Here is a 24,241-nt window from a genome sequence, read left to right as displayed (position 1 = left end):
TCTAACCTAGCAGGCGCTATCGCTTGGGCAGCGCATCATCAATGTCGACGATTCTACGGTCATAGAAGAAATGCCCGTTGGGCTGATAAGACTCCGGAAGTGTGTATCCGTTGGTCTTGAGCACCAGGATCTGTGAAACCAGCTTCCAGCCCATGGCGTTGGTGTTGTAAAGCACCTCGCCACAGTCAGCACAGAACACGCGTGTCATGCGTTTGGAAGGGTGCTGGAATGTTTTCACACTCGGCTCGCCCTTTGTCACCGAAACCTGCTCTGCTTCCCAGGCCAGCACTGAGTGATAGGGGACCTGAAGCAGGTCCCGGCAATCTTCACAATGGCAAAAGGCGTGGACTTTTGGTGCACCGGTCATGGTGACTTCCACGGTGCCGCAGTCGCAATGTACTTGATGTGTTTCAGTCATGATGCATTCCGCTGGCCCGGAATCTGTTCAGCGAGGTGGGCCCGAAAACGCTGAAAATCTTGCTCCACCTGCGGATTTTTCATCACGTCGTAGCAGGCGAAGGTGTTCAACGCTTCCATGCCGAAGAAGCGGAAGTTCATGTGCATGGGGAATAGCAGGTCGTCCACGCTTCCGCCGCGGAAGAGATACTCATCCGGGTTATTGAAGGCTTCCTCTGGGGCATTGAAGGTGAGCGAGAGCAGGTATTTTTTGCCCTGCCGTGTGCCGCCATTGCCATAATTCGCCTTGGGTGCTTCTTCGGTGCGGCCATCGCCGTTGCACAACGCGCCGCCCATTCCGGCTGTGTAGACTTCGTCCATGTATTTCTTGAAGCTCCAGGGCACGCCCATCCAGTTAACCGGGGTTTGCAGCAGGATGATGTCTGCCCACTGGTGGTTTTCCAGCTCCTGGTCCACGTCCCAGCCTTTATCGACTTCCACGATTTTTGTCTGATGCCCGTCGGCAGTAAGCAACTCGTCGGCCATCTGAACCAGAGTTCCGTTGAGTTTGCCTTCTGCGAAGGGATAGTAATGGTGCGCATTGATGATGAGGATATTGCTCATCGGAACCTCCATCGGTGGTAACGAATGTAGTGCTGGTATATTATGGTTACCTGTAAACGGTGATCAATTAGTATACTTTTGGTAACCTTATTCCAAATGCTGGAGAACGGATGGAAAGTCGCGTAGAAACAGACGATTACGGTCGGAAAAAAGTTTTTAACGCCTGCATGGAACCCTGCGCCATTGAAAGGGGTATGCGCATCATTGGCGGAAAATGGACCGGCTCCATCATTTACCACCTGAAAGACGGCCCGGTGCGCTTTAACGACCTGGCCCGTATGCTCGGTGGTGCCAGCAAGAAGATGATCGATCAGCGCCTCAAGGAGCTGGAGTCACGGGAGATGGTGGTGCGAAAGGTCATCAATGACCGACCAGTCGCGGTTACCTACGAGTTGACCGATTTTGGCCGCAGCGCACTGAAGATTCTTGATGACCTGAGGGTATGGTCTGAGAAATACGATATCAGCTAGCCAGTCATGCTCCAGCCAATTTCAACGTCATTTCCCCGGCTGAGATTTCTTCGCACCCCGTAGTGTTCTGCCCCGCCCACAGTGGCGAAAAGTCCCCCTTTCCGCGCTTTTCAGCCTCCGATCTCAAGGGCGCCAGCGCAGCTGCGGCATTGGGAAAGTCCGGCACGCGCGTACTGAGAGGGCCTTGCTCTCTGATAAGCCGGTTGAGGATGCCGCGCGCCGGGCGACCGGAAAATACGTTGGTGATTTCGGTGTGGGACGCCTGCTCGGACTGGAGCGCGGCACGGTGGATGGCGCTGGTTTTTGTTTCGGTGCAGAGAAGGTAAGCAGTGCCGACCTGGGCGGCGACCCCACCCAGTTTTGTGGCTGCTTCGACGCCTTCCGCGGAGGCAATACCCCCTGCCGCAATAACAGGAATTTTGACTCTGGATACGATTTGGGGGAGCAACGCAAAGGTACCCATGTGCAGACCAAGGTCGCCAGACAGAAAGTGGCCGCGATGGCCACCGGCCTCGAGCCCTTGTGCAATGATGGCGTCTGCGCCTCGCTTCTCCAGCCACAAGGCTTCGGCCACCGTGGTGGCACTGGCCAGTACCTTCACGCCGTTGGATTTGATGTAGGCCAGCAATTCGGGGGCCGGTAAGCCGAAGTGAAAGCTCACAACCGCAGGCTTCAATTCAGCCACCAGATCGGCAGTTTGTTCATCGAAGGGTCGACGGCTTGCGCCGCCGGCGTCATCGTTCACGTCTAGCCCCAGCTCTTCGTAGTAAGGTTGCAGGCTTTGCCGCCAGGCGGCTTCTTTCTCCGGGGCTTCCGGTGGCTGGGAGTGGCAGAAGAAATTCAGGTTGAAGGACCGGTCGGTCGCGGCCCTTATCCTGGTGACTTCTTCGCGTATTTTGTCGCCTGTGAGCATGGCGCAGGGGAGCGAACCCAGCCCTCCCGCTTTGGAAACCGCGATGGTCAACGCGCTGTCCTGCACGCCGGCCATTGGGGCCTGAATCACTGGGTAGTCCACGTTCAGAAGTTCCCGGAGGGTGGTCATGGTATGTGTTGCTCCCCTGATGGTCTGGTTATCGCTTTCGCAGGTTGGTGACGGTTTCTCCTTTCACGCCCCAGTTGTCGGTCGACACTTCGTCGATAACCACGTGGGTGGCGTCAGGATTCTTGTTCAGGACATCGACCAGTAGCTGCGTTGTTCCCTTAATTAATTGGCGTTTCTGTTCGACGGTTACGTTGTCGTCGGTGACTTTGATATTGACATAAGGCATTCGAAATTCCTCTCGATAAATGGTTTCGGGTTTTCGGTCAGTCGGTTGCTGGCGCGTACATTTTGTTCACGATCTTCCAGACACCGTCTTCTCTAAGGAAGCCCAGGTAGTCGGTAAAGTTGCCGTGGGGCAGGGGGCACGCCACTTTCACCATGGCCTGGTTTCCGGCCAGTTCCACCTGGAGGATGCGATAGTCCTCCGGGTGTCCGATGTTCGCGGGTATTGGTCGCGTTGCGACATCGGCCAGCCATTCGTCCAGTGTGCGCCGCAGGCCGGGTGCCTTGAGTACACAGTCCCTGTGGAACAACGGCGCCAGTCGTTCGGCACTCCCCGTGTGCAGGCCCTGAAAATACTCATTCACCATGGTTTCCAACTGGCGTTTTTCGGTGTCCATTTATGCCGCGGCTCCCGCGCTGTATGCCTCTTCCCGCTGCAGGGCAAGTTGCATGCTGTCTCGCTTCAATACGGCATCCACCATCTGCCGGCTGCGCGGGCCGAGTACGATATCCACGGGGAAGAAGTCGCCCCAACGGGAGTACACGGCCAGCAGAATGTCGGCGGCGGAGATGTCATGCCCCCCGAGGTACGGCATGTGCTCCAGCTTCGCTTCCACCACCTGCCACAGTTTGTTGATGGCCACCGCCGCAGAATCGAAAACCTGCTGTCTGGCTGCTGCATCGTTCACGTTGGCCTGGGCAAAGAACAGGCGGCCGTAGGCAGGATGCATGGTGGCGTTTGCGAATAGCATATTTTCGATGGCCTGATGCCGCGCGTCCCCGCTTTCAGCGATCAGGTTGTTCTTATGCTTGTTGAGCAGATGGAGGATGATCGCCACGCCCTCGTTCAGCACCATGTCGCCGTCGACCAGTACTGGCACGGTTCCGGCGGGGTTCAGGGTTTCAAAGTGGTCGGCTTCCAGCTTGTGAACCAGGGTGCTTTCCTGGTTGAGCTCGTTGAGAATCGCCTGCGTGGCCAGTGAACAGGCGCCGGGAATGAAGTACAGGGTGTACATATAAAACCTCGTTTGTTGGGTTATTGCGTGACTGCAAGTGAAGTTTGGCGCTTCCCTTCGTGTTCTTAAATGGCAATAATGTTTTATCAGTATCAACAATTTGGAAACAGTAAGGCCGGGCAGTATGGACAAATTGCGGGCAATGCGGATGTTTGTGCGGGTGGTGGATGCCGGTAGCTTTACCAGTGTGGCCAATGAGCTGAACGTGACCACCTCTATGATCAGCAAGGAGATAGGGCGGCTGGAGGAGGACTTGGGCGTGAGGCTCTTGCACCGCTCGACGCGCGGGCAGCAATTGACGTCCATTGGTGAGGGATACCTGGAGCGGTGCCGGGAATTGCTGGTTCAGGTAGACGATGCGGACGCCTATGTGCAGCACATGCAGGACAACCCGCGCGGCAAGTTACGCATCAACGCCCCTATGGCGTTGGGCATTACCGATCTGTCGCAACTGTTCTCCGCCTACATGAAGCAATACCCGGATGTGGAGCTGGATATACAGCTGGGAGACGAAAGCCTGGATTTGATCGAGCATGGGTTCGATCTGGGGTTTCGGGCGTCCAGCCAGATGCTGGACTCCAACTATGTTGACAAACCGCTGGTCCGTTTTACCTACAAAGTGTGCGCGTCACCCGGGTACCTGGAGAGCCATACGCCGATTCGTGATGTCGACGATCTGGCCGCCCATAACTGTTTTGTGTACAGCTATTTCAAATCAGGAAATTTCTGGCCGCTGGCGCAGGGTATTACCGTCGGTGGTTCCCTCAAGGTGAACAGCACATTGTTCATGAAACAGGTGATTGAGGACGGGCTGGGGATCGGTTTTCTTCCCAGCTTTGTGGCCAGAGAAGGTATAGATCAGGGCAAGTTGGTGGAAGTGCTGCCGGAGGTTAGCCGACCGGACCTTACGCTGTACGCGCTCTATCCCAACCGGCAGTTTACGCAGCCGAAACTGCTCAGCTGCATCGAGTTTCTGCAGTCCTGGTTTCTGTCCAGGGATTTCGACTAGGATCAAATACGCGAGGAAGGAAATCGCGAAACCAAGGATGAACATTACTGAAGGATGTACCATCTCACAGTCTGAAACCCACGCATTGACCAACATCGGAGAATTCAAACGATATGAATACAGCGCCAACACCATACCCAATCGGCACTCCTGGCACCCCATGGGGGGAGGCGGAACGCGCCGAGTGGTTGTCACGGCAGACCCGTCAGCGCAGTTACGAGGCGGAGGTGTTGAGTGTGATCGAGCGCCTTCGCTCGCGCTTCGATGTGGAAGAGTACGGCGCTCTGGATTACGGCCCGGATTATTACCGGCTGATGGCGATTCGCAGCCGTGACTGGAACGAGGATTTGCCGGTGGTACTGATCACGGGCGGGGTTCACGGGTATGAAACCAGCGGGGTGCATGGGGCGCTGCAGTTCCTTGATAAACATGCGGCGGAGTATGCGGGCCGCGTGAACCTGCTGGTTGCGCCCTGCGTGAGTCCCTGGGCGTATGAGCGTATTCATCGCTGGAACCGTAATGCCATCGACCCCAACCGTTCCTTCCACGAAGGTAGTCGGGCGGAGGAGTCAGCTGCACTCATGCGATTGGTCGCGCCTATCCGTGACAGTGCTCTGATTCATATCGATCTTCATGAAACCACTGATACCGACGAATCAGAATTTCGGCCGGCCCTGGCAGCCCGCGACGGCAAGCCGTTCGAGCCGGCAGGAATTCCCGATGGCTTTTATGTGGTTGATGACAGTGAGAACCCGAAACCCGATTTTCAGCAGGCGGTGATCAAGGCGGTGGAGCAGGTGACGCACATTGCGCCAGCGGATGAGAATGGCGAGATCTTCGGCTCCAAGGTCGTTGCGCGGGGCGTGATTGAGTACCCACTTACCCAGTGGGGCCTGTGCGCCGGCATGACTCGGGCGCCCTACCGAACCACTACCGAGGTTTATCCGGATAGCCCGCGAGTTACCCCCGAGCAATGCAATGCCGCGCAGGCTACTGCGGTTTGTGCGGCCATCGATTACGGGCTGGCCCATTCAGACACCGCCAAATGATGTACTGAGTCGGCATGGAAGAATAAGTTAACTAGACTTCCTGAAAAGCTGACCCCAAAAACAAGGCGAACTTCATGGATTCTTCTGAAAAGAAGCTGGCGCTCGGACTTTTTCAGATAATCGAGCGTATTCTGCTGTTCCTGGTTGTATTGATGACGCTTGGTGGGGTGGCCTTCGAGCTTCATTCGCTGTACGTCGCCCAAAGCATCAATCTCGCAGACATTCTGCTGATGTTTCTGTACCTGGAGGTCATCGGCATGGTGGCCGTGTTTTACTCGGACCGGCGATCAGCTTCTGTCTTCCCGATCTTCATTGCCATCACGGCATTGGCCCGACTGATCATTCTTCAAGGCAAGGATATGGCACCCGAGAACATTCTCTACGAAGCCATCGCGATTCTGATTCTTGCCATTGCAGCGTTTGTAATGACCCGGCTCAACCAGGTTCGCAAATACGACGACTAGCCCGGTTCTGATAAATAGGGCTTTGCCAGCGCCTCAAGTTTTTCTTCTCTGAGTTCGCCGATGGCATCCCAGATCTGCTCGGAGAGCTCTGGGTGGGCTGCTTTGAATTGGCGCGAAAGCATCAGGTAGTAGGGTTTGGTCTTGAGGGGCGGGGCGATCCGGACAATACCCTCCAACTGGTCGGGATTGTTGGCCAACAGATAATCGGCGGTCACCGATTGCAGCGCCACGGCTTTTACACGCTTCGCCTTGAGTAACTGCAGACTTTGCATCGAGCTGCGGACTTTGATCACGGAGACGCCAAGATTCTCAAGATCGTTCACGATTGAGTAACCGAGTGGGGCGCCAATGCTGATGTCCGGATCTTCGAACGCTTCGCCGTTCCAGCCGATTTCAGTGTTGGGCAGGGTATAGAGATAGTAGCTAATGGTGGTCAGGCGGCGTGAGGGATCAACCTGGCCATCCTCCCAGGGGTATTCGCCAATGCGGGTACGCGAGGTGTTGAAAGAGGCGTTGAATATCCCGTCTACCTGGCCGGTTTTGAGCATCGTGAGGCAACGCTTCCAGGGATAGCGGCTGAATCTGATCTGCAGGCCAGGTATCCGTTCCTCAAGCATTTTGACCAGTTCAACCGCGGCGCCGGGCTTGTCCAGAACCCGTTGGGTGTCACCCATGTAGTATGGGAACTGGGTCTTATCTTCATAGGCAACATGCAGCACGGTATCTGCCGCCGCCGGACGGCTTGCACTCAGGGTAAGACCCGCCAACAGAGCAAAAGCGAGAACGACCTGAATACAAGCTTTCATGAGCATACTCAAAATGTTTGAGGGAACCCGCTTAGCTTAGTTCGCGGGTGATTTTTTTCCATTCTTCCCGGAATTCAGGCGCCTGCAGAACTGACGAGTCAGTTCTGCAGGCGAATATCATCCTTCCAGCGAAAGCCAACACCACCGGCTTGCCACACGCCGTCTTTGTTGAACGGATGGGGACCGGCCATATTGATGTACTGCGGCAGGCCAAAGTGAGGCGCCAGGTTTCGCGGAGCTTTGATGGTAACGCGATCCATGATGCGCAGACCCTGTTGCTCTGCCGGCAGGTGGGCCTCCGGTGAGGCCCGATGGGCCACCGCCCAGTTGTCGATAAACAGCAGGTCGCCGGTGTCGTACTCGTAGCGAATGCCGTAGCCATCCTCGAAGGAATCGTTCAGCAAATCGTTGTAGTCGTTGAACAGTTCTTTCATGGCCGCTTCGTCCAGCAGGCGGAAACTGTCTGCATGTGCGGGGAGCGTTTTGAGTTGGTCGATTGTCAGTCCGTCGTCCGGCAGGCGTTCGATGACGGCGCCGGTCATGCCCAGGTGCAGCCACACGCTTTTGCGGCCGGAAATTGGATGCGTATGAACCACGGGGTGTGTGACGCTGGACGCGGAGTTAACCGAGACAAGGCGTTCCCAGAAGTCCTGCTTCTCCGGCGGCAGTGAATCAAACGCGGCGCCCTGGTGAGCGAAATGGGTGCCGCCGCCGTTTTCCGGCGCGCGAGCCATGTAGTAGGCGCTGTGGGAAAAGGTAGCGGCTTCGAAACTGCCGTCGTTGTGCCATTGGGGACCGACGCCGAGGATGCCCTGGCGGCCATCGTTCGAGCAGCGGAAGATGTGCCGGTTCCGGCCGGGCGTTGCCGGATGAACACCGTGGGTGGAGTGGATTTCACGGCCGCCCCACCACTTGCAGGCATCAATCAGTTCTTCGGGCGATAGACCGGCCTGGTGTTTGAAAACGATGAATCCGCGATTGGCCATTTCCTCTTCAAGGGCCTTGATGGCGGGCTCTGGCAGTTGGTTGCGCACGTCGGCGCCGTAGATTTCAACGCCGATGGGATCCAGTGGCTTAAGCGACAAACCGTGCTGTTCAAGCAGAGTCACGTTCTCCGGGTTCAGGGCCGCTACGGTGGAGGTGGGTTCGCGGGGTATTTCCTGGGTCTGTGCCATAGCCGTCACTACCATGCTGCTCGCTTTTCAGACAGCCTAACCCAGCGGGTTTTGGGAATTCAAACCTGAATAATCTCTGTACATGTCTTCAACTGGACGGGGCGCGCTTCCACCCGGCAAGACCAATTCGCGTTTGCCTTCGTAGATGCGGCCTCTAGACTGTTATAGGTAACCAAAACCAGAGGAATGGCCGTGACCCCCAAAACCCTTTTTCGCCGCACACTGGCATTGTTCGCTTTCGTGATGTCCGGATCTTTGTTGGCTGCCGACCCGGTGGTGGTGTCTTCGAAGATTGATACCGAAGGCTCGGTATTGGGCCAGATGGTATTGCAGTCCCTCGAAGGAGCCGGTATTCCGGTTGAAAACAGGCTTCAGCTGGGCGGTACGAGCATTGTCCGCAATGCCATCAAGGCCGGGGAAATAGATATTTACCCGGAGTACACCGGCAACGCTGCCTTCTTCCACGATCAGGCCGAGCGGGATATCTGGAAGGATGCCGGAAAAGCCTATCAGGAAGCCGCCCGCCTGGATAAAGAGGCGCACAACATTGTCTGGCTGGAACCGGCAGAGGCCAACAACACCTGGGCCATGAGCGTACGTGGAGATCTGGCCCGTGAGAACAACCTGGCTACGCTGGAGGATCTGGCGCGCTATATCAATGAAGGCGGTGCATTCAAGTTTGCAGCCAGCGCCGAGTTTGTGGAATCCGCCAGTGCCCTGCCGGCGTTCCAGGAGGCCTATGGTTTCAAGCTTGAATCCGATCAGCTTTTGATTCTTTCAGGTGGTAATACGGCGGCCACTCTCCGTGCGGCGGCGTTGAACAACAACGACGTGAACGGGGCGATGACGTACGGTACCGATGGCGGCCTGGATGCGCTGGATCTGAAGGTGATGGAAGATACCGCGGGCGTTCAGCCGGTGTACCAGCCTGCGCCCATCGTGCGTGGCGAGGTGCTGGCAACCTACCCGCAGATCCGGGAGGTGCTTACTCCGATCTTCGAGTCGCTGGATCTTGAAACCCTGCAGCGCCTGAATGGCCAGGTGGCGGTAAACGGGGTGCCGGCGGGTACTGTCGCGCGGGATTACCTGGATTCCCTCGCCCAGGACTGAGGTTTGTCGATTTTCAGCTCCGTTACTCCGAATTCCATGCCGAACCATGTCCTGCCCGTGCTGGGGTGTCTTGCCCTGGCGCTGGTCTGGTTGCTGGACTTGGGCGTGATTCAACCCAACCGGATTGTCCCGGGTACCGGGCACGGCCTTTTGTCGGCTCTCGGCGGAGCCGGGGCCGGCCTGGTCTCGCTGATCCTGGCCGGTTGCGTCTTGCTGTCTCTTCTGCCGCTGCGCCGCCGTTACCTGCCGCTGCTGGCTCTGGTAGGGCTTTCACTGGCGCTGTTGCCACTGCTGCTTGAGGTCTTTGCAAGCCGGCATCTGCCAGAGAACGCGCCGTATGCACGATCCTCCATCGGTGCCGGTTTCTGGTGTCTGCTGTTTCTGCTGTCCCTGATGCTGATCGAAATTCTCGGGCGTCTTGGAGGCGGGCGAGGGCTGCAGCTGCTGATTCTGGCCTTTATCAGCGGAAGCTGGTTGTGGTTCCTGCGGGGCGATGGCCTTGAGAGTCTGTCCCTGGTTCGGGAGTTCAACGCCCGGCCAGACAAGTTTGAGCAAGCATTATGGACACACCTGGCTTTGGCATTCGGGGCAGTCAGCATCAGTGCGTGCCTGGCGTTTTTCCTTGCCCTGAAAATGATTCGCAGCGTTGCCTGGCGCCGGCCCATCCTTGGTGCTGTCAGCTTTCTGCAGACCATTCCCAGCCTGGCTGTGTTTGGTTTGCTGATCGCGCCGCTCAGCGCTCTGGCGGCTGCCTTTCCGGCACTTCAGGCGATGGGAATCCGCGGAATTGGCTGGGCGCCGGCTTTGTTGGCGCTGGTGGCTTACAGTCTTCTGCCGATGGTGCGCAATACCTTTGTGGCGCTCACTGAAGTGTCCGAAAGCCTCTCCGATGCTGGGCGAGGAATGGGAATGAATGAACGGCAGCTGTTTTTCAAACTCAAGCTGCCGCTGGCAATGCCGGTGATTGTGGAGGGCGTTCGCATTACCACGATTCAGGCCATTGGCCTGACGGCGGTTGCCGCACTGATCGGTGCCGGCGGTTTTGGCAGCTTTATCTTTCAGGGTCTGGGGCAAGCGGCGATGGACCTGGTATTGCTGGGCGCCTTGCCAACGATTGCACTCGCGCTGCTGGCGGATGCTTTGCTTACCATGCTGGCGGCGAGTCTCAAACCGACACCGGCGACGGCCTGACAGGAAAAGGATAAGCCCGGATGATCGAACTAAAAAACGTAACCCGCCGCTTCGGTGACGCCGTCGCCGTGGACAGCATCAATCTAACGGTCGAAACCGGAGAGGTTTGCGTGCTGGTGGGCAGCTCGGGCTGCGGCAAGTCCACCACCTTGCGGATGATCAACCAGTTGCTGCCCCACAGCGAGGGCGAGATTCTGGTGGACGGCAAGGATGTGACCGCCATGAACCCGGAGCAGCTGCGGTTGAACATGGGGTATGTCATCCAGGGCACCGGGCTGTTTCCGCACTGGACGGTGGCCCGCAACATAGCCATGGTGCCCCAGCTTCTGAAATGGCCACGGGAGCAGATCGACGAACGTGTTCATGAGCTGCTGACGCTGCTGGACCTTGACCCGGCCGTCCATGCCAACAAGTATCCCCAGCAACTGTCCGGCGGCCAGGCCCAACGGGTGGGGGTTGCCAGGGCACTGGCGGCCAATCCTAATATTCTGCTGATGGACGAACCCTTCGGTGCGCTGGATGCCATCACGCGCGAAAATCTGCAGCTGGAAATGCTGCGCATCCAGAGACAGTTGAAAAAAACCACGGTGTTCGTGACCCACGATATCGACGAGGCCCTGAGACTGGCGTCTCGCATCGCCGTTATGGACCGGGGCCGTATCATTCAGCACGACACGCCAGAGAACATCCTCCGCCGGCCGGCCTCCGAGTTTGTCGAGAATCTGGTGGGCAAGCAGGACCGGGGACTAAAACTGATGAGCCTGCGCAGCGTGCGTGACCTGATGCAAGCATACCCACAGCCGAGGCAACCGGAACCCGGAGCCGATGGTCTCAAGGAAGACGACAGTCTGCGGGTGGCGCTGTCGATCATGCTCTGGCAGAACTGGAACCATGTGCCCGTGTTCAATGCCGAGGGCCAGGAAACCGGAACCATCACGCGCGAACGCATTATCCAGGAAGGTGCCTGATGCGGATCTGGGTGCCACCGGTATTGCTGACCGCGCTGCTGTGCGCCCTGAGTGCGGGCATGCCGGCTCTGGAGCCACTATTCGAATGGGTGCAGCCGGACAAACAGAACGTCATCTATGAGCGGGAGAGCTTCCTGTTTCTGCTGCAGAATCATCTGACGCTGGTGGTGATTTCCGCGCTTGTGGGCACGGTTGCTGCGGTAGCGGGCGGAATCTTCGCCACCCGGCCTTTCGGCCGGGATTTTCTGCCACTGGTGAGCCAGATTGCGTCCATTGGCCAGACCTTCCCGCCGGTGGCGGTTCTGGCCCTGGCGGTGCCGGTTCTTGGCTTCGGCGAGGCGCCGATTCTAGTCGCATTGATTCTGTATGGCCTATTGCCCATTTTGCGCAACACCCTGGCGGGCCTTGAGGGGGTTGATACCACCGTCAGGCAGGCAGCCCCGGGCATGGGCATGTCGCCGCTGCAGGTGCTTCTGCAGGTGGAACTGCCGCTGGCGGGCAGGGTGATTCTGGCCGGCATTCGCACTTCGGTGACGATCAACATTGCCACCGCGGCCATTGGCTCAACCATTGGGGCCCGAACCCTTGGTGATCCGGTGATTGCCGGTCTGGTGAATGGCAACACGGCCTACGTGCTGCAGGGTGCGATTCTGATTGGGCTCCTGGCGCTAACCGTGGATAGCCTGTTTGAGGCGGTGGAGCGGGTCTGGGATCGCCGATTTCTGCCCCAGGCTGCAGGCTGAAACCGTTCGCACTATACGCTCACCGCTTTAAAAACCTTGCGTGGATGTCTAGGCTGACGGAGAGGCACAGCGCAAGGAGCACAGCGGAATGAAGTTTCCCTCGAGCACATCATTTGCACTCCTCGGCGCAGCACTGATCGCGATCAGTTACGGGCTTGCGCGTTTCGCGTTTGGTTTGTTTGTGCCCCCGATTCGGGACGATCTCGATCTGGCACCGGATGTGATAGGTATCATCGGTGCGCTGCCGCTGATCAGTTTCGTTTTCGCGACCATGGTTGCGCCGCTCTCCGCGAATCGGCTTGGCGCCCGCAATACCGCCATGGCCTCCGGTATTTTTGGTGTTGTTGGCCTGGCCCTGATCAGCCAGGCCGCGGGCGCACTGTCCCTCGGCATTGGCGTTGTCCTGTGTGGTATCTGTACGGGCCTGATGATGCCAGCGCTCACGGCCGCCATGCAGGCGCTGGTCAGACGCTCCCTCCACGGCCGGGTCAGCTCGGTGATGAACGCGGGCACGAGTGTGGGTGTCATGGTCGCTGTACCAACCATTCTTTTCCTCGCCGGTGCCTGGCGCTATGCCTACGCGTTCTTTGCGGTGCTGGCGGTTATTGGCGTGATTGCCACCTGGTTCTTCATCCCCTCGGTTTCACGTGTGGTTCCCGCCAATGCGGCGCCCGTGCAGCCAATCAGTGCGGATCAGTGGTGGCGACTGCTCCGGCTGTCTTTGTTCGCCTTCATGATGGGGTTTGTGTCTGCCGCCTTCTGGATTTTCGCCCCCGATCTTGTGGTTAATCTTGGGTCCATGCCCTCCGATGCCACCGGCTGGCTGTGGTTGGGTGTTGGCTTCGCAGGTCTGGGCGGTGCGGTGGTGGCCGATCTGGCAGACCGGAACAATCCGCCGGTTACCCAGGCCCTGATGTTGATGACATTGGCTGCAAGCCTGGCGTTGCTGGCAGCCAGCCCGGACAACCTGGTGATTTCGGCGTTTTCTGCTCTGGTTTTTGGCCTGGCCTATATGAGTCTGACCGGCCTGTATCTGATGACCGGCATTCGCCTGTTGCCGGGGCGGCTGTCCATGGGGCCGGTGCTGCCATTTATCGCCGTATCCCTGGGCCAGGCGGCTGGCTCGCCAGTGGTTGGTCTTCTGGTCGGCAGCGTGGGTTACGCCGATGCCTTTGCCATGTTCTGCTCTATCGGCATCGTTGTGGCCATGCTGTCTCCCTTCTATCCGCGGTATCTCGAGTATGAGCCGGAGGAGGAGACTGAAGAGGATACCGGTCTGCAGGCCGCCTATGACTACCAGCTTCAGGACGAGGAGGGAGAACCCTACTCGCCGGTTAGCGGAAAGACTGAGAGCTACTAGACTGCGCCGCTTCAGGGTCTAGTCCGGTGATCCGTCGCTGGGCGCTGCCCAGCTGGTATAGCCAAGGTCCATAACGCGGGCGACTTCCTCATCCGGTATGGCCGAAAGGTCGCCAAGCTCCAGTGGGTCGAAGTGGAAGGCATAGAGGCGGGAAGTGAACTCTGCAATAGGCAGGGACGCTTCGCCTCGAAATTCGCCGTTGCCGTGGGTTGAGCAGGTAATGCCCTGGCCCCAGTTCTGGCCGCTGTCGTTGTTTGGGTTGAAGAAATAGACCCGCATTTCGTTTTTTGGGCTCAGGGCAACCCGCAGTATGTTAATGGCGTGGCGGCCGACGAATCGGGCGGCGCTGTCGGTAACAGCAATGCCGGCGGGCTGGGCGTGAATCACCGGGATGTTGCCGTTGTAGAAAGGGTGATAACTGGCGTAAAAATGCCGGATAAAACCTTCATAGTCGTGCACCTCACCGGTTTTTACATCGGTGACCGCGCGGAAACCATGGCTCACCCACCAGCCGTAGAATTCCGGGTTGATCCAGCGGTGGGCATCCTTATCCCGGTTCTCACAGCGGCGCCACATTTCGCCGTAAAGGCGGTCCAGATGGGGGATGAGAACCAGCGAAACCGGGTCGACATCCACGGGCGTTCCTTTGACAAGCCCCGGCTCCAGATCCCGGGATGATACCTCCTGGCCCTCGAATCGACTGAGTACCTCATTGTCCCGCGCCGCCCAGGCCAGAACCTGCAGCAGGTAATCCGCCTCGTTCGATGCCCACATGGAAAGGCCAATGGCAGACTGGCAGGTGGGGTTGTTGCCCTGGCCAACACCCAGTGGCTGTCCCAGAAGATTGATAACACCGGCGAGCAGGAAAACCCGCGGCGGCCGCGCATCGCCGAATGTCTCTGCCAGGGCCTGGTTGGTTTCGGCAGACGGCTGGAGCTTGATTTGCCGCCATAACGCCTGGGCCACGGAGGGGGTAAACAGCGACCCGCGCTCCAGCATCATGGTCAGGCCATACACGGCCTGGCAGGTTTCGGGGTAAATGGCCTCGTCAATCAGTGCATGGACCAGTTCGGTGTAGCAGTAGAGATCGTCCAGGCCGGTCATGGTCAGGCCCAGGGTGTTGGGGATCAGTTCGTCCTGGCCGGTATCGCGGAGAAACCTGAGCATCACCGCATGGTAGGGGGAGGCCAGGCCTGTATCGAACATGCTGCGGGCAAAACTGCTGGCTTCGGAGGACAGCGCCAGGTCATCCATATCTTTCAGGCGTTGCTCGTAAACCGCAAGGCCCGGGTCCTCCGCACTGGCGGGGGTAGGGGCAAACAGTGCTTTCACCAGCCGGGTGGCGTCGGAATTTCCCCGGGTTTTCATCTCGGGGTCATACAGGCACTTGGCAATCTGCCCGATCATCTCGCAGATGCTGTCCACTTGCACTGGCCCCTGGTCCAGCAAGCGCCACACTTCATCCACCAGGCTGTCCAGAAGGCTTTCGTAGCCGAGGTGAGAGACCAGATAGCGATAGAGTTCGAGGACGATGGTGCCGAGTTGCTTCGGACGTTCCCGATCGGCTTCGGTGAGTTGGCCAGACAGCAGATCCAGGTTCAGGGCCATCACCTGGGTGAGGAAGTGCCTCGCCTGCTCCGCAGAGATGCCGGGATGGAAATAGTCGCCCCGGGTAACGGCCAGCATGCGCAGCTCGCTGAGCGCCTCCACGATGGTGGTGACCGCACCGGCCGCCCGAAGCGAATGTTTTGCCAGGGCGGGTTGCAACAGGGCTGGCCGGGCCCAGTCACTGGTTCCGAAAATACCGGCCGATTCCAGTGAGCGAACCCTGCGGTACAGGGCGTCGAACCCGCCGGGCAGGGTCATCAGCAGTCTGGAACGCTCCAGTACGCCAAGACTGGACGCCTTCGGATCGGCGCGGCGGGCGCGGGCAAACTCTGCCAGCGCCATATCAAACTGCATCAGTGCCGGCTTGAGCGCAGGATCTGGGTCTTGGCGCTCCATAGCGTTGGCTCCCTTGCGGTTTTATCCGCCCTGACGAAAGCGTTGGATAAAGGCTTCAGACTCCGCGATTGACTGTTCCATATTGCGAATCAGGGAATCCACATCCTGCCGGATACTCACCAGTTCGTTTTCCAGTGAGCCGATCGCCTGGGCGTTCAGGTTGTGTTTAAGATACAGCACCTGGTCTTCAAATGCCTGTAACACCGGCTCCATACGATCCTCGGCATCGTGCATTCGGCTGATCAGCTGGCTGTACTGAACACGGGTATCCTTCAGTTGTTGCTCACTGCTGCGGCGCAGTGAGGCGCTCTCGTAGAGGCTGAGCTCGTCTTCCCACTCATCAAACAGGTCCTCGGCGACTTCTTCCACCTTGTCGATCCGGTCTCTAACCTCTTCGGCACTCGCCAGGCTGTCTTCGTAGGCATCGCTGATTTCGGCATATTGTTCCTTGAGCTCGGTGTCAGGCGTGTCCACCACACTCTGGAAACGCTCAAGCGAAGAACGGAAGGTTTCCTGGGCGTCGTTCTGGCTGTCCCGGGCATCTTCGACCCGATCTACCAGTATGTCCCGCTTTTCATACCCGAATTTTTCCATGGTTTTGTAGTACACCGTGGAACACCCGCCCAGCAGCACAGTGGCAAACAATAACAACCAGAAACGCTGGATGCTGGTTTGTGTCTTCGGGAAGTCGGTAGCGGGTCTGGGCATAGAGGCGTCTCCGGTTGCATGCTAATCAGAGAAGTGAAGCATGGCGATGGAGCGCTGACAAGCACGGATTCGGCCCGCTTTTGCTGGTGCTGTTAACAACAAACCCCGGCGCGGAGCCGGGGTCTGTGAATTCAACCAGGAAGAAAGGCTGATTATTTCTTCAGTCCCATTTCCTCGATCGAGATCTCGCGCATCTTGAACTTCTGGATCTTCCCGGTGACGGTCATCGGGAATTCGTCCACGAACTTGTAGTTCTTGGGGATCTTGAAGTGGGCAATCTTGCCTTTGCAGAAGGCCTGCAGGTCCTCTGCGGTGACGGGCGCCGCTTCCGGTGCCAGCTTCACCCAGGCAATCAGCTCTTCGCCGTATTTGTCATCGGGAATGCCGGTTACCTGCACTTCTTCGATGGCCGGATGGGTGTAGAGGAACTCTTCGATTTCTTTCGGGTAGATGTTCTCACCACCGCGGATGACCATGTCCTTGATGCGGCCAACGATCTGGATGTAGCCCTCTTCGTCCATGGTGGCCAGGTCGCCGGTGTGCATCCAGCCGGCATCGTCGATGGCTTCGCGGGTTTTCTCTTCGTTGTTCCAGTACTTCAGCATCACGCTGTAGCCACGGGTGCACAGCTCACCGATCTCACCGCGCGGGACCACGTTGCCGGTGCCCGGATCCACAATCTTGGTTTCCAGGTGCGGCTGGGTGCGGCCCACGGTGGTGACCTGCTTCTCGAACGGGTCGAGGGAGCTGGTCTGGGTGGAAACCGGGCTGGTTTCGGTCATGCCGTAGGCAATCTGAACCTCTTTCATGTTCATCTTGCCGTTGACCTTCTTCATCACCTCGGCCGGGCAGATGGAGCCGGCCATGATGCCGGTGCGCAGGGTGGAGAGATCGTAGGTCTCGAACTCGGGCTCGGCCAGTTCGGCGATGAACATGGTGGGTACACCGTACAGCGCGGTAGCCTTTTCCCGGTGCACGGCCTGCAGCACGGACTTGGGCTCGAAGCCTTCGCCCGGATAGATCATGGTGGAGCCGTGGGTGATGCAGCCCAGGTTGCCCATGACCATACCGAAGCAGTGGTACAGGGGCACCGGAATCACCAGGCGATCTTTCTCGGTGAACAGCTGGCTTTCGGCCACGAAATACCCGTTGTTCAGGATGTTGTGATGGGTGAGGGTGGCGCCTTTCGGGTTACCGGTGGTGCCGGAGGTGAACTGGATATTGATGGGATCATCGAATTGCAGTTCGCCCTGGCGCTTCACCAGATCTTCCTGGGAGACTTCGCTTGCGAAGCCGAGGAATTCTTTCCAGGTCCACATGCCATCGTGTTTGTCTTCGTGAACGTTGATCACGGCACGCAGTTCCGGAACGTGGTCGGCTTTGAGTTTGCCCGGGGCGCTACGCTTCAGTTCCGGGGCCAGCTCGTAGATCATTTCACGGTAGTTGGAGGCCTTGAAGCTGTCAGCGGTGACCAGCACGGTGATTCCGGCCAGGTTCAGGGCGTATTGCAGTTCGTGCACGCCGTAAGCCGGGTTGATGTTTACCAGGATGGCGCCGACTTTGGCAGTAGCGAACTGGGTAACGGTCCACTCGTAGCGGTTGGGGGACCAGATGCCCACTCGGTCGCCGCGTTTTACGCCAATGGCCATGAAGGCGCGGGCGGCTTCGTCGACCTTTTCAACAAACTCTTTGTAGGTCCAGCGAATGTTCTGGTGCAGGCACACCAGGGCTTCGTTGTCCGGGTACTTTTCGGCGGTGCGGTCGAGCATTTCACCGATGGTCATGCCCAGCAGGGGCACTTCCGCGGTTCCGCTGGTATAGCTTGGTAGAGTCTTGCTCATATCTCTGCCTCCATTGTTTTTGTATTCGAGGGCGAGCAGGGTGGCGTACCTGCTAGCGACTCTGACTGTGATATTCGGGGTTAGGTTGCATATCGCTGGCAATCGCCACGCGGTTCGACATGTTGTAGAAACCGATCAGGTTACTGAGATCCCAGATGCCGCGGTCGCTTAGACCGGCATCCCGCAGGGCCTGGATGTCGTCCTCGCTAACAGTGGCCGGCGAGCGGGTCAGGTGGGACGCAAAATCCAGCATGGCCCGCTGGCGCTTGTCGAGTTTGGCGCTGCGGTAGTTCATCACCATGTGCTCGCCCAACTGTGGATCACCGCTCAGGACGCGCACAGCGGCGCCGTGAGCTACCAGGCAGTAGAAGCATTTGTTCTCGGAAGAGACCACGACCGCGACCATCTCCCGTTCCAGCTTGGAGAGCTCGCCTTCGCCGAGCATAAGCTCGTTGTACAGGCGGGTGAAGCCCTCAAGCTGTTTGAGGTTCTGGCTGTAGGCGGTGAGTACGTTCGGGATCATGCCCAGCTTTTCTTGGCAGATCTGGAAGTACTTCTGGGTGTCTTCCGGCATGTCGCTGATCTCGGGAATCGGCAGATCCAGTGCGACCACATTCTTGTTGCTCATGACTACTCCTGGTTTTAACAGTTACCGCCCAGTGCCTGGCCGACCTTGGAACCGTTGTGGCGGTTCAGTTGGCCGCAGATCCAGTCGCCGGTGGCGACCAGTTTGTCCAGATCGACACCCGTTTCGATGCCCAGACCGTTCAGCAGGTATAGCACGTCTTCGGTAGCGACGTTGCCCGATGCGCCTTTGGCATAGGGGCAGCCGCCGAGGCCAGCGACGGAGGCATCGATCACTGATACACCTTCTTCGAGCACCGCGTAGAGGTTGGCCAGCGCTTGGCCGTAGGTGTCGTGGAAGTGGGCGGCCAGTTTTTCCATGGGTACGTGGGCGGCGACGGCTTCGAGCATGCGCTTGGCTTTCAGCGGCGTGCCGACGCCGATGGTGTCGCCCAGGGAGATTTCGTGGCAGCCCATGTCGTAAAGGGCTTTGGCCACGGTGGCCACCTGTTCGGGTGCGATGTCGCCTTCGTACGGGCAACCCATCACGGTGGAAACGTAACCGCGCACGGGGATGCCGTGTTTGCGGGCTTCTTCCAGCACCGGGGCGAAGCGCTCAAGGCTTTCGGCGATGGTGCAGTTAATGTTCTTTTTGGTGAAGGATTCGGACGCGGCGCCGAAGACGGCGACCTCGTCAGCCTTCGCCGCCAGTGCGCCTTCGAACCCTTTCAGGTTCGGGGTCAGGGCAGAGTAGCGAACGCCGGCCTTGCGGTTGATGCTGGCCATTACTTCGGCGGCATCGCCCATCTGTGGCACCCATTTCGGGGACACGAAGCTGGCGGCCTCGATGTGGCTCAGGCCGCTGTCTGCCAGGCGGTCGATCAGCCCGGTTTTGATGGCTGTGGCGATCACCGGGCCGGGCTCGTTCTGGAGTCCGTCCCGGGGGCTCATCTCAACCAGGCGAACCTGTTTGGGAAAGGCCATCAGCCTGCCTCCTCTTCATCTACTTCAATGGCAATCAGTTCGGCACCTTCGGACACCTGGTCGCCTTCGGCGAAGAAGATGTCGGTAACCACGCCGTCGGCCGGGGCCTTGATGGCGTGTTCCATCTTCATGGCTTCCATGATCACCAGGCTCTGACCGGCGGTGACCTTGTCACCCACCTTGGCCTGCACGGCCACGATGGCGCCGTTCATGGGTGCGGCCAGGCTGCCTTCGCCGGCCATTTCCTCGAAGCCGTAGCTTTCCTTGTACACGGTGCAGTTGAAGGTGTCGCCTTCGTAGAACAGCACCAGCTGGTCGTTGTGCAGGTTGCCGTGGATGCTGATGCGGTGGCCGTTGATGACGGCCTGCAGGTAGTCATCGTCCAGTCGGGCAGTAAGGTTGTATACGCTGTCGCCCACGAACACCTGATAGCGGTCGTCGCGTTCCAGGACCTTCAGGTCGTGAATCTCTTCACCCACCTGCAGCTGCAATGGCTGGGCGAACTCGGAGTTCATGCGCCAGCTGTTCTGGCGGCCGAACGGCGACCAGGGGTCGGTGCTGACCACTTCCCGGGATTTGCGCTGTTCCAGAACAAAACCGGCGGCCAGTACCAGGGCCTTGTGGGTATCCAGCTTGGATTTCGGGAACAGCAGTTCCCGGTGATCCTCAATGAAGCCGGTGGTCAGGTCGGCTTCCCGGAACGGCTGGGCGTCGGCCAGGGCGTGCAGGAACCGGATATTGGTCTTCACGCCGGCGATGCGGTAGTGCTCCAGGGCCTGGACCATGCGGTTGATTGCCTGGTCGCGGGTTTCGTCCCACACGATCAGTTTGGCGATCATGGGGTCGTAGTGGATGCTGATGTCGTCGCCTTCGGTCACACCGGTATCCACCCGCACATGGGCGCTTTCGTCCGGGGTGCTCAGGTAGCGCAGGTTGCCGGTGGCCGGCAGGAAATCCTGGTCCGGGTCTTCGGCGTAGATCCGTGCTTCCAGGGCATGACCACGGGTTTTCACCTGGGACTGCTCCAGCGGCAGGGGCTCGCCCCAGGCCACTTTCAGCTGCCATTCCACCAGATCCTGGCCGGTGACCATTTCGGTAACCGGGTGCTCGACCTGCAGGCGGGTGTTCATTTCCATGAAGAAGAAGGAACCGTCGACGTCGTACAGGAACTCGACGGTGCCGGCACCCACATAGTTGATGGCCTGGGCAGCGCGCACGGCCGCTTCACCCATGGCCTTGCGGGTGTCTTCGCTCAGGCCGGGAGCCGGAGCTTCTTCCAGGACTTTCTGGTGGCGGCGCTGCACGGAGCAGTCACGCTCGGCCAGATACACGCCCTTGCCATCCTTATCGCAGAAAACCTGAATCTCCACATGCCGGGGCTGGGTCAGGTAGCGTTCGATCAGCATGTCCGGGTTGCCGAAGGCGTTCTGTGCTTCCCGCTTGGCGGCAGCCAGGGCATCGTCGAATTCGGCCATGCTGTTGACTACGCGCATGCCTTTACCACCGCCGCCGGCAACGGCCTTGAGCAGCAGCGGGAAGCCGCATTTCTCGGCTTCGGCCCGCAGGGTTTCCACCGACTGGTCGTCGCCATGGTAACCGGGCACCAGGGGAACACCGGCTTCTTCCATGATGGCCTTGGCTGCAGACTTGGAGCCCATGGCGGCAATGGCTGAAGAGGGCGGGCCGATGAAGACAATGTTGTTGGCTTCGCAGGCTTCGGCGAACGCGGTGTTTTCCGAGAGGAAACCGTAGCCCGGGTGAACGGCCTGGGCACCACTCTTCTTTGCAATCTCGATGATCTTTTCGGCGCGCAGGTAGCTCTCGGAGCTGGGTGCGGGCCCGATGTGGAAGGCTTCGTCGGCCATGGCCACGTGCCGGGCATTGGCGTCGGCGTCGGAATAGACGGCGACGACCCGAATGCCCATGCGGTGGGCGGTTTGTATGATCCGGCAGGCGATTTCGCCCCGGTTGGCGATCAGAATCTTGCTGAACATTGTTATTCTTCCTCCGGAACCCAGTTGGCCTTTCGCTTGTTCAGGAAGGCGCTGAGCCCTTCCTGCCCTTCTTCACCCACCCGGATATCCGCGATGCGGTGTGCGGTGTCATCAATCACTTCGTCTTTGATCGGTTTGTGGCTGACGGCGAATACCAGGTCCTTGGCGGCTTTCATCGCTTCGGGCCCGTTCATGGCCAGTTGCTGGAGCATCTCGTTGCAGCGGGCTTCCATGGCTTCGACATCGTCACAGACGATGTGGACAAGGCCGTATTCCTGAGCCTGCTTTGCGGTAAACACTTCGGCAGAGATGAAATACCGCCGGGCCTGGCGCTCGCCGATGGCGCGCACCACGTAGGGGCTGATCACCGCCGGAATCAGGCCAAGCTTCACTTCGCTGAGACAGAAGCTGGATTTCTCGGTAGCGATCACGATATCGCAGCAGGCGGCAAGGCCCACCGCGCCACCGAAGGCCGCACCCTGTACCAGGCCAATAACCGGCTTGGACAGGTGGTTGAGTACGTTCATCAGCCGCGCCAGTTCCCGCGAATCGTCCAGGTTTTCCTGGCGGGTGTTCTCGGCCATACGGCGCATCCAGCCCAGGTCGGCGCCGGCGGAGAAGTGTTTGCCTTCGGAGCGCAGGATGACCACTTTCACGCTTTCGTCGGCGTTCACCTCGGTGAGGGTGCTGATCAACTGCTGAATGATCACATCGTCAAAGGCGTTGCGCTTGTCAGGGCGGTTGAGAACCACCTCGGCAATGCCTTCGTCGCGACGTTTGAGCAGAACTGCAGATTCGTTGTCTGTCATGTCAGTCTCCCCGATTACATCCGGAACACGCCAAAGCGTGTCGGCTTGGCGGGTCGGTTAAGGGTGGCAGACAGGCTCAGGGCAACCACTTCCCGGGTCTGGGCCGGGTCGATCACGCCGTCGTCCCACAGGCGGGCACTGGCGTAGTAGGGGTGGCCCTGCTCTTCGTATTTGTCGATGACCGGTTTCTTGAACTGGGCTTCTTCCTCGGCGCTCCATTCCTGGCCTTTGCGCTCCATGCCTTCGCGCTTTACCTGGGCCAGTACGCCGGCAGCCTGCTCGCCGCCCATGACCGAGATTCGGGCGTTCGGCCACATCCAGAGGAAATCCGGGCTGTAGGCACGGCCACACATGCCGTAGTTGCCCGCACCAAAGGAACCGCCGATCAGCACGGTAATCTTGGGTACGTTGGCACAAGCCACGGCCATCACCATCTTGGCGCCGTGTTTGGCGATGCCTTCGGATTCGTATTTCTGGCCGACCATGAAGCCGGTAATGTTCTGCAGGAACAGCAGCGGGATGTTGCGCTGACAGCACAATTCAACGAAATGGGCGCCTTTCTGAGCCGCTTCGCTGAACAGGATGCCGTTGTTGGCGATGATGCCCACGGGATAGCCGTGAATGTGGGCGAAGCCGGTGACCAGGGTCTGACCGTAGTAGCGTTTGAATTCGTCAAACTCGGAACCGTCTACGGTGCGGGCGATCACGTCGCGCACGTCGAACTGTTTGCGCAGGTCGGTGCCGACAATGCCGTAGATTTCTTCAGCGTCATACAGCGGCGCCTTCGGCTTGCGGATTTCCACATCCGTTGGCTTGCGACGGTTCAGGTTGGAGACGCTGCGCCGGGCGATTTCCAGGGCGTGGGCGTCGTTCTCCGCGTAGTGGTCTGCCACACCGGAGATTTTACAGTGGACGTCGGCGCCACCGAGGTCTTCGGCGCTGACCACTTCGCCGGTGGCCGCTTTTACCAGCGGCGGCCCGGCCAGGAAGATGGTGCCTTGGTTGCGGACGATAATGGATTCGTCGGCCATGGCGGGCACGTAGGCGCCACCGGCGGTGCACAGGCCCATGACGACGGCGATCTGTGGGATGTCGTCGGCGGACATGCGGGCCTGGTTGTAGAAGATGCGGCCGAAGTGGTCGCGATCCGGGAAAACTTCGTCCTGGCGGGGCAAGTTTGCACCGCCGGAGTCGACCAGGTAGATGCACGGCAGGCGGTTCTGCAGGGCAATTTCCTGGGCGCGCAGGTGTTTCTTGACCGTCAGCGGGTAGTAGCTTCCGCCTTTTACGGTGGCGTCGTTGGCGATAATCATGCATTCGGTGCCGGAGACGCGGCCCACGCCGGCGATGACGCCTGCTGCGGGGACTTCTTCATCGTAGACGTTGTAAGCGGCGAACTGGCCGATTTCCAGGAACGGGGAGCCGTCGTCCAGGAGGCGGTTGATGCGCTCTCTTGGGAGTAGTTTGCCACGGGCGATGTGGCGCTCCTGGTAGGAGGGGCCGCCGCCTTGCTGGATGGTGGCGACTTTGTCGCGCAGGTCGGCGACGGCCTTGGCCATGGATTCCTGGTTGGCCTGGAACTCTTCGGACCGCGGATTGATCTTGCTTTGGAGTATGGTCATTTTCCCTGCCTTCTTATTCGGGGGCATCCGGGTGTGGCGGGTGTTCCTCCCGGGAACCGCTACGAGCACA

25 protein-coding genes are annotated in these 24,241 nt (G+C 59.0%); 9 read left to right on the top strand and 16 right to left on the bottom strand.

From position 1 onward, the window contains the following. Nucleotides 1–16: 16 nt before the first annotated feature. Nucleotides 17–418 (bottom strand): GFA family protein, encoded by a 402-nt coding sequence (locus tag ABNF92_RS04780; protein ID WP_349343599.1) that lies wholly within the window; start codon nt 416–418, stop codon nt 17–19. Then, nucleotides 415–1,020 carry an NAD(P)H-dependent oxidoreductase gene (locus tag ABNF92_RS04775; RefSeq protein WP_349343598.1) on the bottom strand — a complete coding sequence of 202 codons (606 nt, stop codon included), beginning with the start codon at nt 1,018–1,020 and terminating at the stop codon, nt 415–417. The genes ABNF92_RS04780 and ABNF92_RS04775 overlap by 4 nt, the downstream gene beginning before the upstream one ends. A gap of 110 nt (nt 1,021–1,130) precedes the next feature. On the opposite strand from ABNF92_RS04775, the gene ABNF92_RS04770 reads away from it, so the two are divergent. Continuing rightward, nucleotides 1,131–1,490 (top strand): helix-turn-helix domain-containing protein, encoded by a 360-nt coding sequence (locus ABNF92_RS04770; RefSeq protein WP_069183930.1) that lies wholly within the window; start codon nt 1,131–1,133, stop codon nt 1,488–1,490. 4 nt (nt 1,491–1,494) lie between these two features. Here ABNF92_RS04770 and ABNF92_RS04765 read toward each other — a convergent pair whose 3' ends face one another. From ABNF92_RS04765 to ABNF92_RS04750, 4 genes are read right to left on the bottom strand one after another with little or no spacing between them, the layout of a single operon-like run. After that, on the bottom strand, nt 1,495–2,532 hold the full coding sequence (locus ABNF92_RS04765; RefSeq protein WP_349343597.1) for a nitronate monooxygenase: 1,038 nt from the start codon (nt 2,530–2,532) through the stop codon (nt 1,495–1,497). A 28-nt stretch (nt 2,533–2,560) separates the two neighbouring features. Further along, entirely contained in the window at nt 2,561–2,758 is a 198-nt protein-coding gene (locus tag ABNF92_RS04760; RefSeq protein WP_349343596.1) for a 4-oxalocrotonate tautomerase family protein, read from the bottom strand. 37 nt (nt 2,759–2,795) lie between these two features. After that, nucleotides 2,796–3,152, bottom strand: a complete 357-nt coding sequence (locus ABNF92_RS04755; protein WP_349343595.1) for a nuclear transport factor 2 family protein — start codon at nt 3,150–3,152, stop codon at nt 2,796–2,798. Beyond that, entirely contained in the window at nt 3,153–3,770 is a 618-nt protein-coding gene (locus ABNF92_RS04750; protein ID WP_349343594.1) for a glutathione S-transferase, read from the bottom strand. It abuts the gene before it with no gap. Between the two features lie 124 nt (nt 3,771–3,894). Between ABNF92_RS04750 and ABNF92_RS04745 the strand changes: the two genes are divergently transcribed. The 3 genes from ABNF92_RS04745 to ABNF92_RS04735 all read left to right on the top strand — a co-directional run bounded on the left by ABNF92_RS04745 (nt 3,895) and on the right by ABNF92_RS04735 (nt 6,292). Then, nucleotides 3,895–4,779: a LysR family transcriptional regulator gene (locus ABNF92_RS04745; protein WP_349343593.1), complete on the top strand. Its 885-nt coding sequence runs from the start codon at nt 3,895–3,897 to the stop codon at nt 4,777–4,779. 113 nt (nt 4,780–4,892) lie between these two features. Further along, a complete protein-coding gene (locus ABNF92_RS04740) occupies nt 4,893–5,828 on the top strand; it encodes a M14 family metallocarboxypeptidase (protein WP_305967393.1) in 936 nt (311 codons plus the stop codon). Between the two features lie 74 nt (nt 5,829–5,902). Then, nucleotides 5,903–6,292, top strand: coding sequence for a phosphate-starvation-inducible PsiE family protein (locus ABNF92_RS04735; protein WP_222466386.1), 390 nt, complete (start codon nt 5,903–5,905; stop codon nt 6,290–6,292). Here ABNF92_RS04735 and ABNF92_RS04730 read toward each other — a convergent pair. After that, complete coding sequence (locus ABNF92_RS04730) at nt 6,289–7,098, bottom strand: transporter substrate-binding domain-containing protein (RefSeq protein WP_349343592.1); 810 nt, start codon at nt 7,096–7,098, stop codon at nt 6,289–6,291. The genes ABNF92_RS04735 and ABNF92_RS04730 overlap by 4 nt on opposite strands. 98 nt (nt 7,099–7,196) lie before the next feature. Next, nucleotides 7,197–8,273 (bottom strand): TauD/TfdA family dioxygenase, encoded by a 1,077-nt coding sequence (locus ABNF92_RS04725; RefSeq protein ID WP_349343591.1) that lies wholly within the window; start codon nt 8,271–8,273, stop codon nt 7,197–7,199. Between the two features lie 186 nt (nt 8,274–8,459). Here ABNF92_RS04725 and ABNF92_RS04720 point away from each other — a divergent pair, with 186 nt between their 5' ends. From ABNF92_RS04720 to ABNF92_RS04700, 5 genes are all read left to right on the top strand, one after another. Then, a complete protein-coding gene (locus ABNF92_RS04720; RefSeq protein ID WP_136631337.1) occupies nt 8,460–9,383 on the top strand; it encodes an ABC transporter substrate-binding protein in 924 nt (307 codons plus the stop codon). Between the two features lie 36 nt (nt 9,384–9,419). Further along, the gene (locus tag ABNF92_RS04715; RefSeq protein WP_349344060.1) at nt 9,420–10,574 is read left to right on the top strand and encodes an ABC transporter permease; all 1,155 of its coding nucleotides are present in this window, start codon (nt 9,420–9,422) and stop codon (nt 10,572–10,574) included. A gap of 20 nt (nt 10,575–10,594) precedes the next feature. After that, complete coding sequence (locus ABNF92_RS04710; protein ID WP_349343590.1) at nt 10,595–11,542, top strand: ABC transporter ATP-binding protein; 948 nt, start codon at nt 10,595–10,597, stop codon at nt 11,540–11,542. Further along, nucleotides 11,542–12,285, top strand: a complete 744-nt coding sequence (locus ABNF92_RS04705; protein WP_291908180.1) for an ABC transporter permease — start codon at nt 11,542–11,544, stop codon at nt 12,283–12,285. Before ABNF92_RS04710 ends, ABNF92_RS04705 begins: the two co-directional genes overlap by 1 nt. 88 nt (nt 12,286–12,373) lie before the next feature. Next, nucleotides 12,374–13,645 carry an MFS transporter gene (locus tag ABNF92_RS04700; RefSeq protein WP_349343589.1) on the top strand — a complete coding sequence of 424 codons (1,272 nt, stop codon included), beginning with the start codon at nt 12,374–12,376 and terminating at the stop codon, nt 13,643–13,645. An 18-nt stretch (nt 13,646–13,663) separates the two neighbouring features. Here ABNF92_RS04700 and ABNF92_RS04695 read toward each other — a convergent pair whose 3' ends face one another. The 8 genes from ABNF92_RS04695 to ABNF92_RS04660 form a co-directional block, all read right to left on the bottom strand. Beyond that, nucleotides 13,664–15,649 carry a hypothetical protein gene (locus ABNF92_RS04695; RefSeq protein WP_349343588.1) on the bottom strand — a complete coding sequence of 662 codons (1,986 nt, stop codon included), beginning with the start codon at nt 15,647–15,649 and terminating at the stop codon, nt 13,664–13,666. A gap of 21 nt (nt 15,650–15,670) precedes the next feature. After that, nucleotides 15,671–16,357: a DUF2959 domain-containing protein gene (locus ABNF92_RS04690; RefSeq protein WP_069183915.1), complete on the bottom strand. Its 687-nt coding sequence runs from the start codon at nt 16,355–16,357 to the stop codon at nt 15,671–15,673. 152 nt (nt 16,358–16,509) lie between these two features. Continuing rightward, the gene (locus ABNF92_RS04685; protein ID WP_349343587.1) at nt 16,510–18,198 is read right to left on the bottom strand and encodes an AMP-binding protein; all 1,689 of its coding nucleotides are present in this window, start codon (nt 18,196–18,198) and stop codon (nt 16,510–16,512) included. A gap of 52 nt (nt 18,199–18,250) precedes the next feature. After that, nucleotides 18,251–18,826, bottom strand: coding sequence for a peroxidase-related enzyme (locus ABNF92_RS04680; RefSeq protein WP_222466395.1), 576 nt, complete (start codon nt 18,824–18,826; stop codon nt 18,251–18,253). Nucleotides 18,827–18,840: 14 nt separating this feature from the next. Continuing rightward, nucleotides 18,841–19,746 (bottom strand): hydroxymethylglutaryl-CoA lyase, encoded by a 906-nt coding sequence (locus ABNF92_RS04675; protein ID WP_349343586.1) that lies wholly within the window; start codon nt 19,744–19,746, stop codon nt 18,841–18,843. Beyond that, the gene (locus ABNF92_RS04670) at nt 19,746–21,740 is read right to left on the bottom strand and encodes an acetyl/propionyl/methylcrotonyl-CoA carboxylase subunit alpha (protein ID WP_291908175.1); all 1,995 of its coding nucleotides are present in this window, start codon (nt 21,738–21,740) and stop codon (nt 19,746–19,748) included. Before ABNF92_RS04670 ends, ABNF92_RS04675 begins: the two co-directional genes overlap by 1 nt. Before the next feature lie 2 nt (nt 21,741–21,742). Continuing rightward, a complete protein-coding gene (locus ABNF92_RS04665) occupies nt 21,743–22,549 on the bottom strand; it encodes an enoyl-CoA hydratase-related protein (protein WP_349343585.1) in 807 nt (268 codons plus the stop codon). A 14-nt stretch (nt 22,550–22,563) separates the two neighbouring features. Further along, nucleotides 22,564–24,171, bottom strand: a complete 1,608-nt coding sequence (locus ABNF92_RS04660) for a carboxyl transferase domain-containing protein (protein ID WP_069183910.1) — start codon at nt 24,169–24,171, stop codon at nt 22,564–22,566. Nucleotides 24,172–24,241: the final 70 nt, after the last annotated feature.

Origin of the sequence: Marinobacter sp. MMG032 (assembly GCF_040112695.1) — a bacterium.
Classification (GTDB): Bacteria; Pseudomonadota; Gammaproteobacteria; order Pseudomonadales; family Oleiphilaceae; genus Marinobacter; species Marinobacter salsuginis.
The sequence above is the reverse complement of the archived record's forward strand: the minus strand, read 5'-3'. Positions and strand labels throughout refer to the sequence as shown.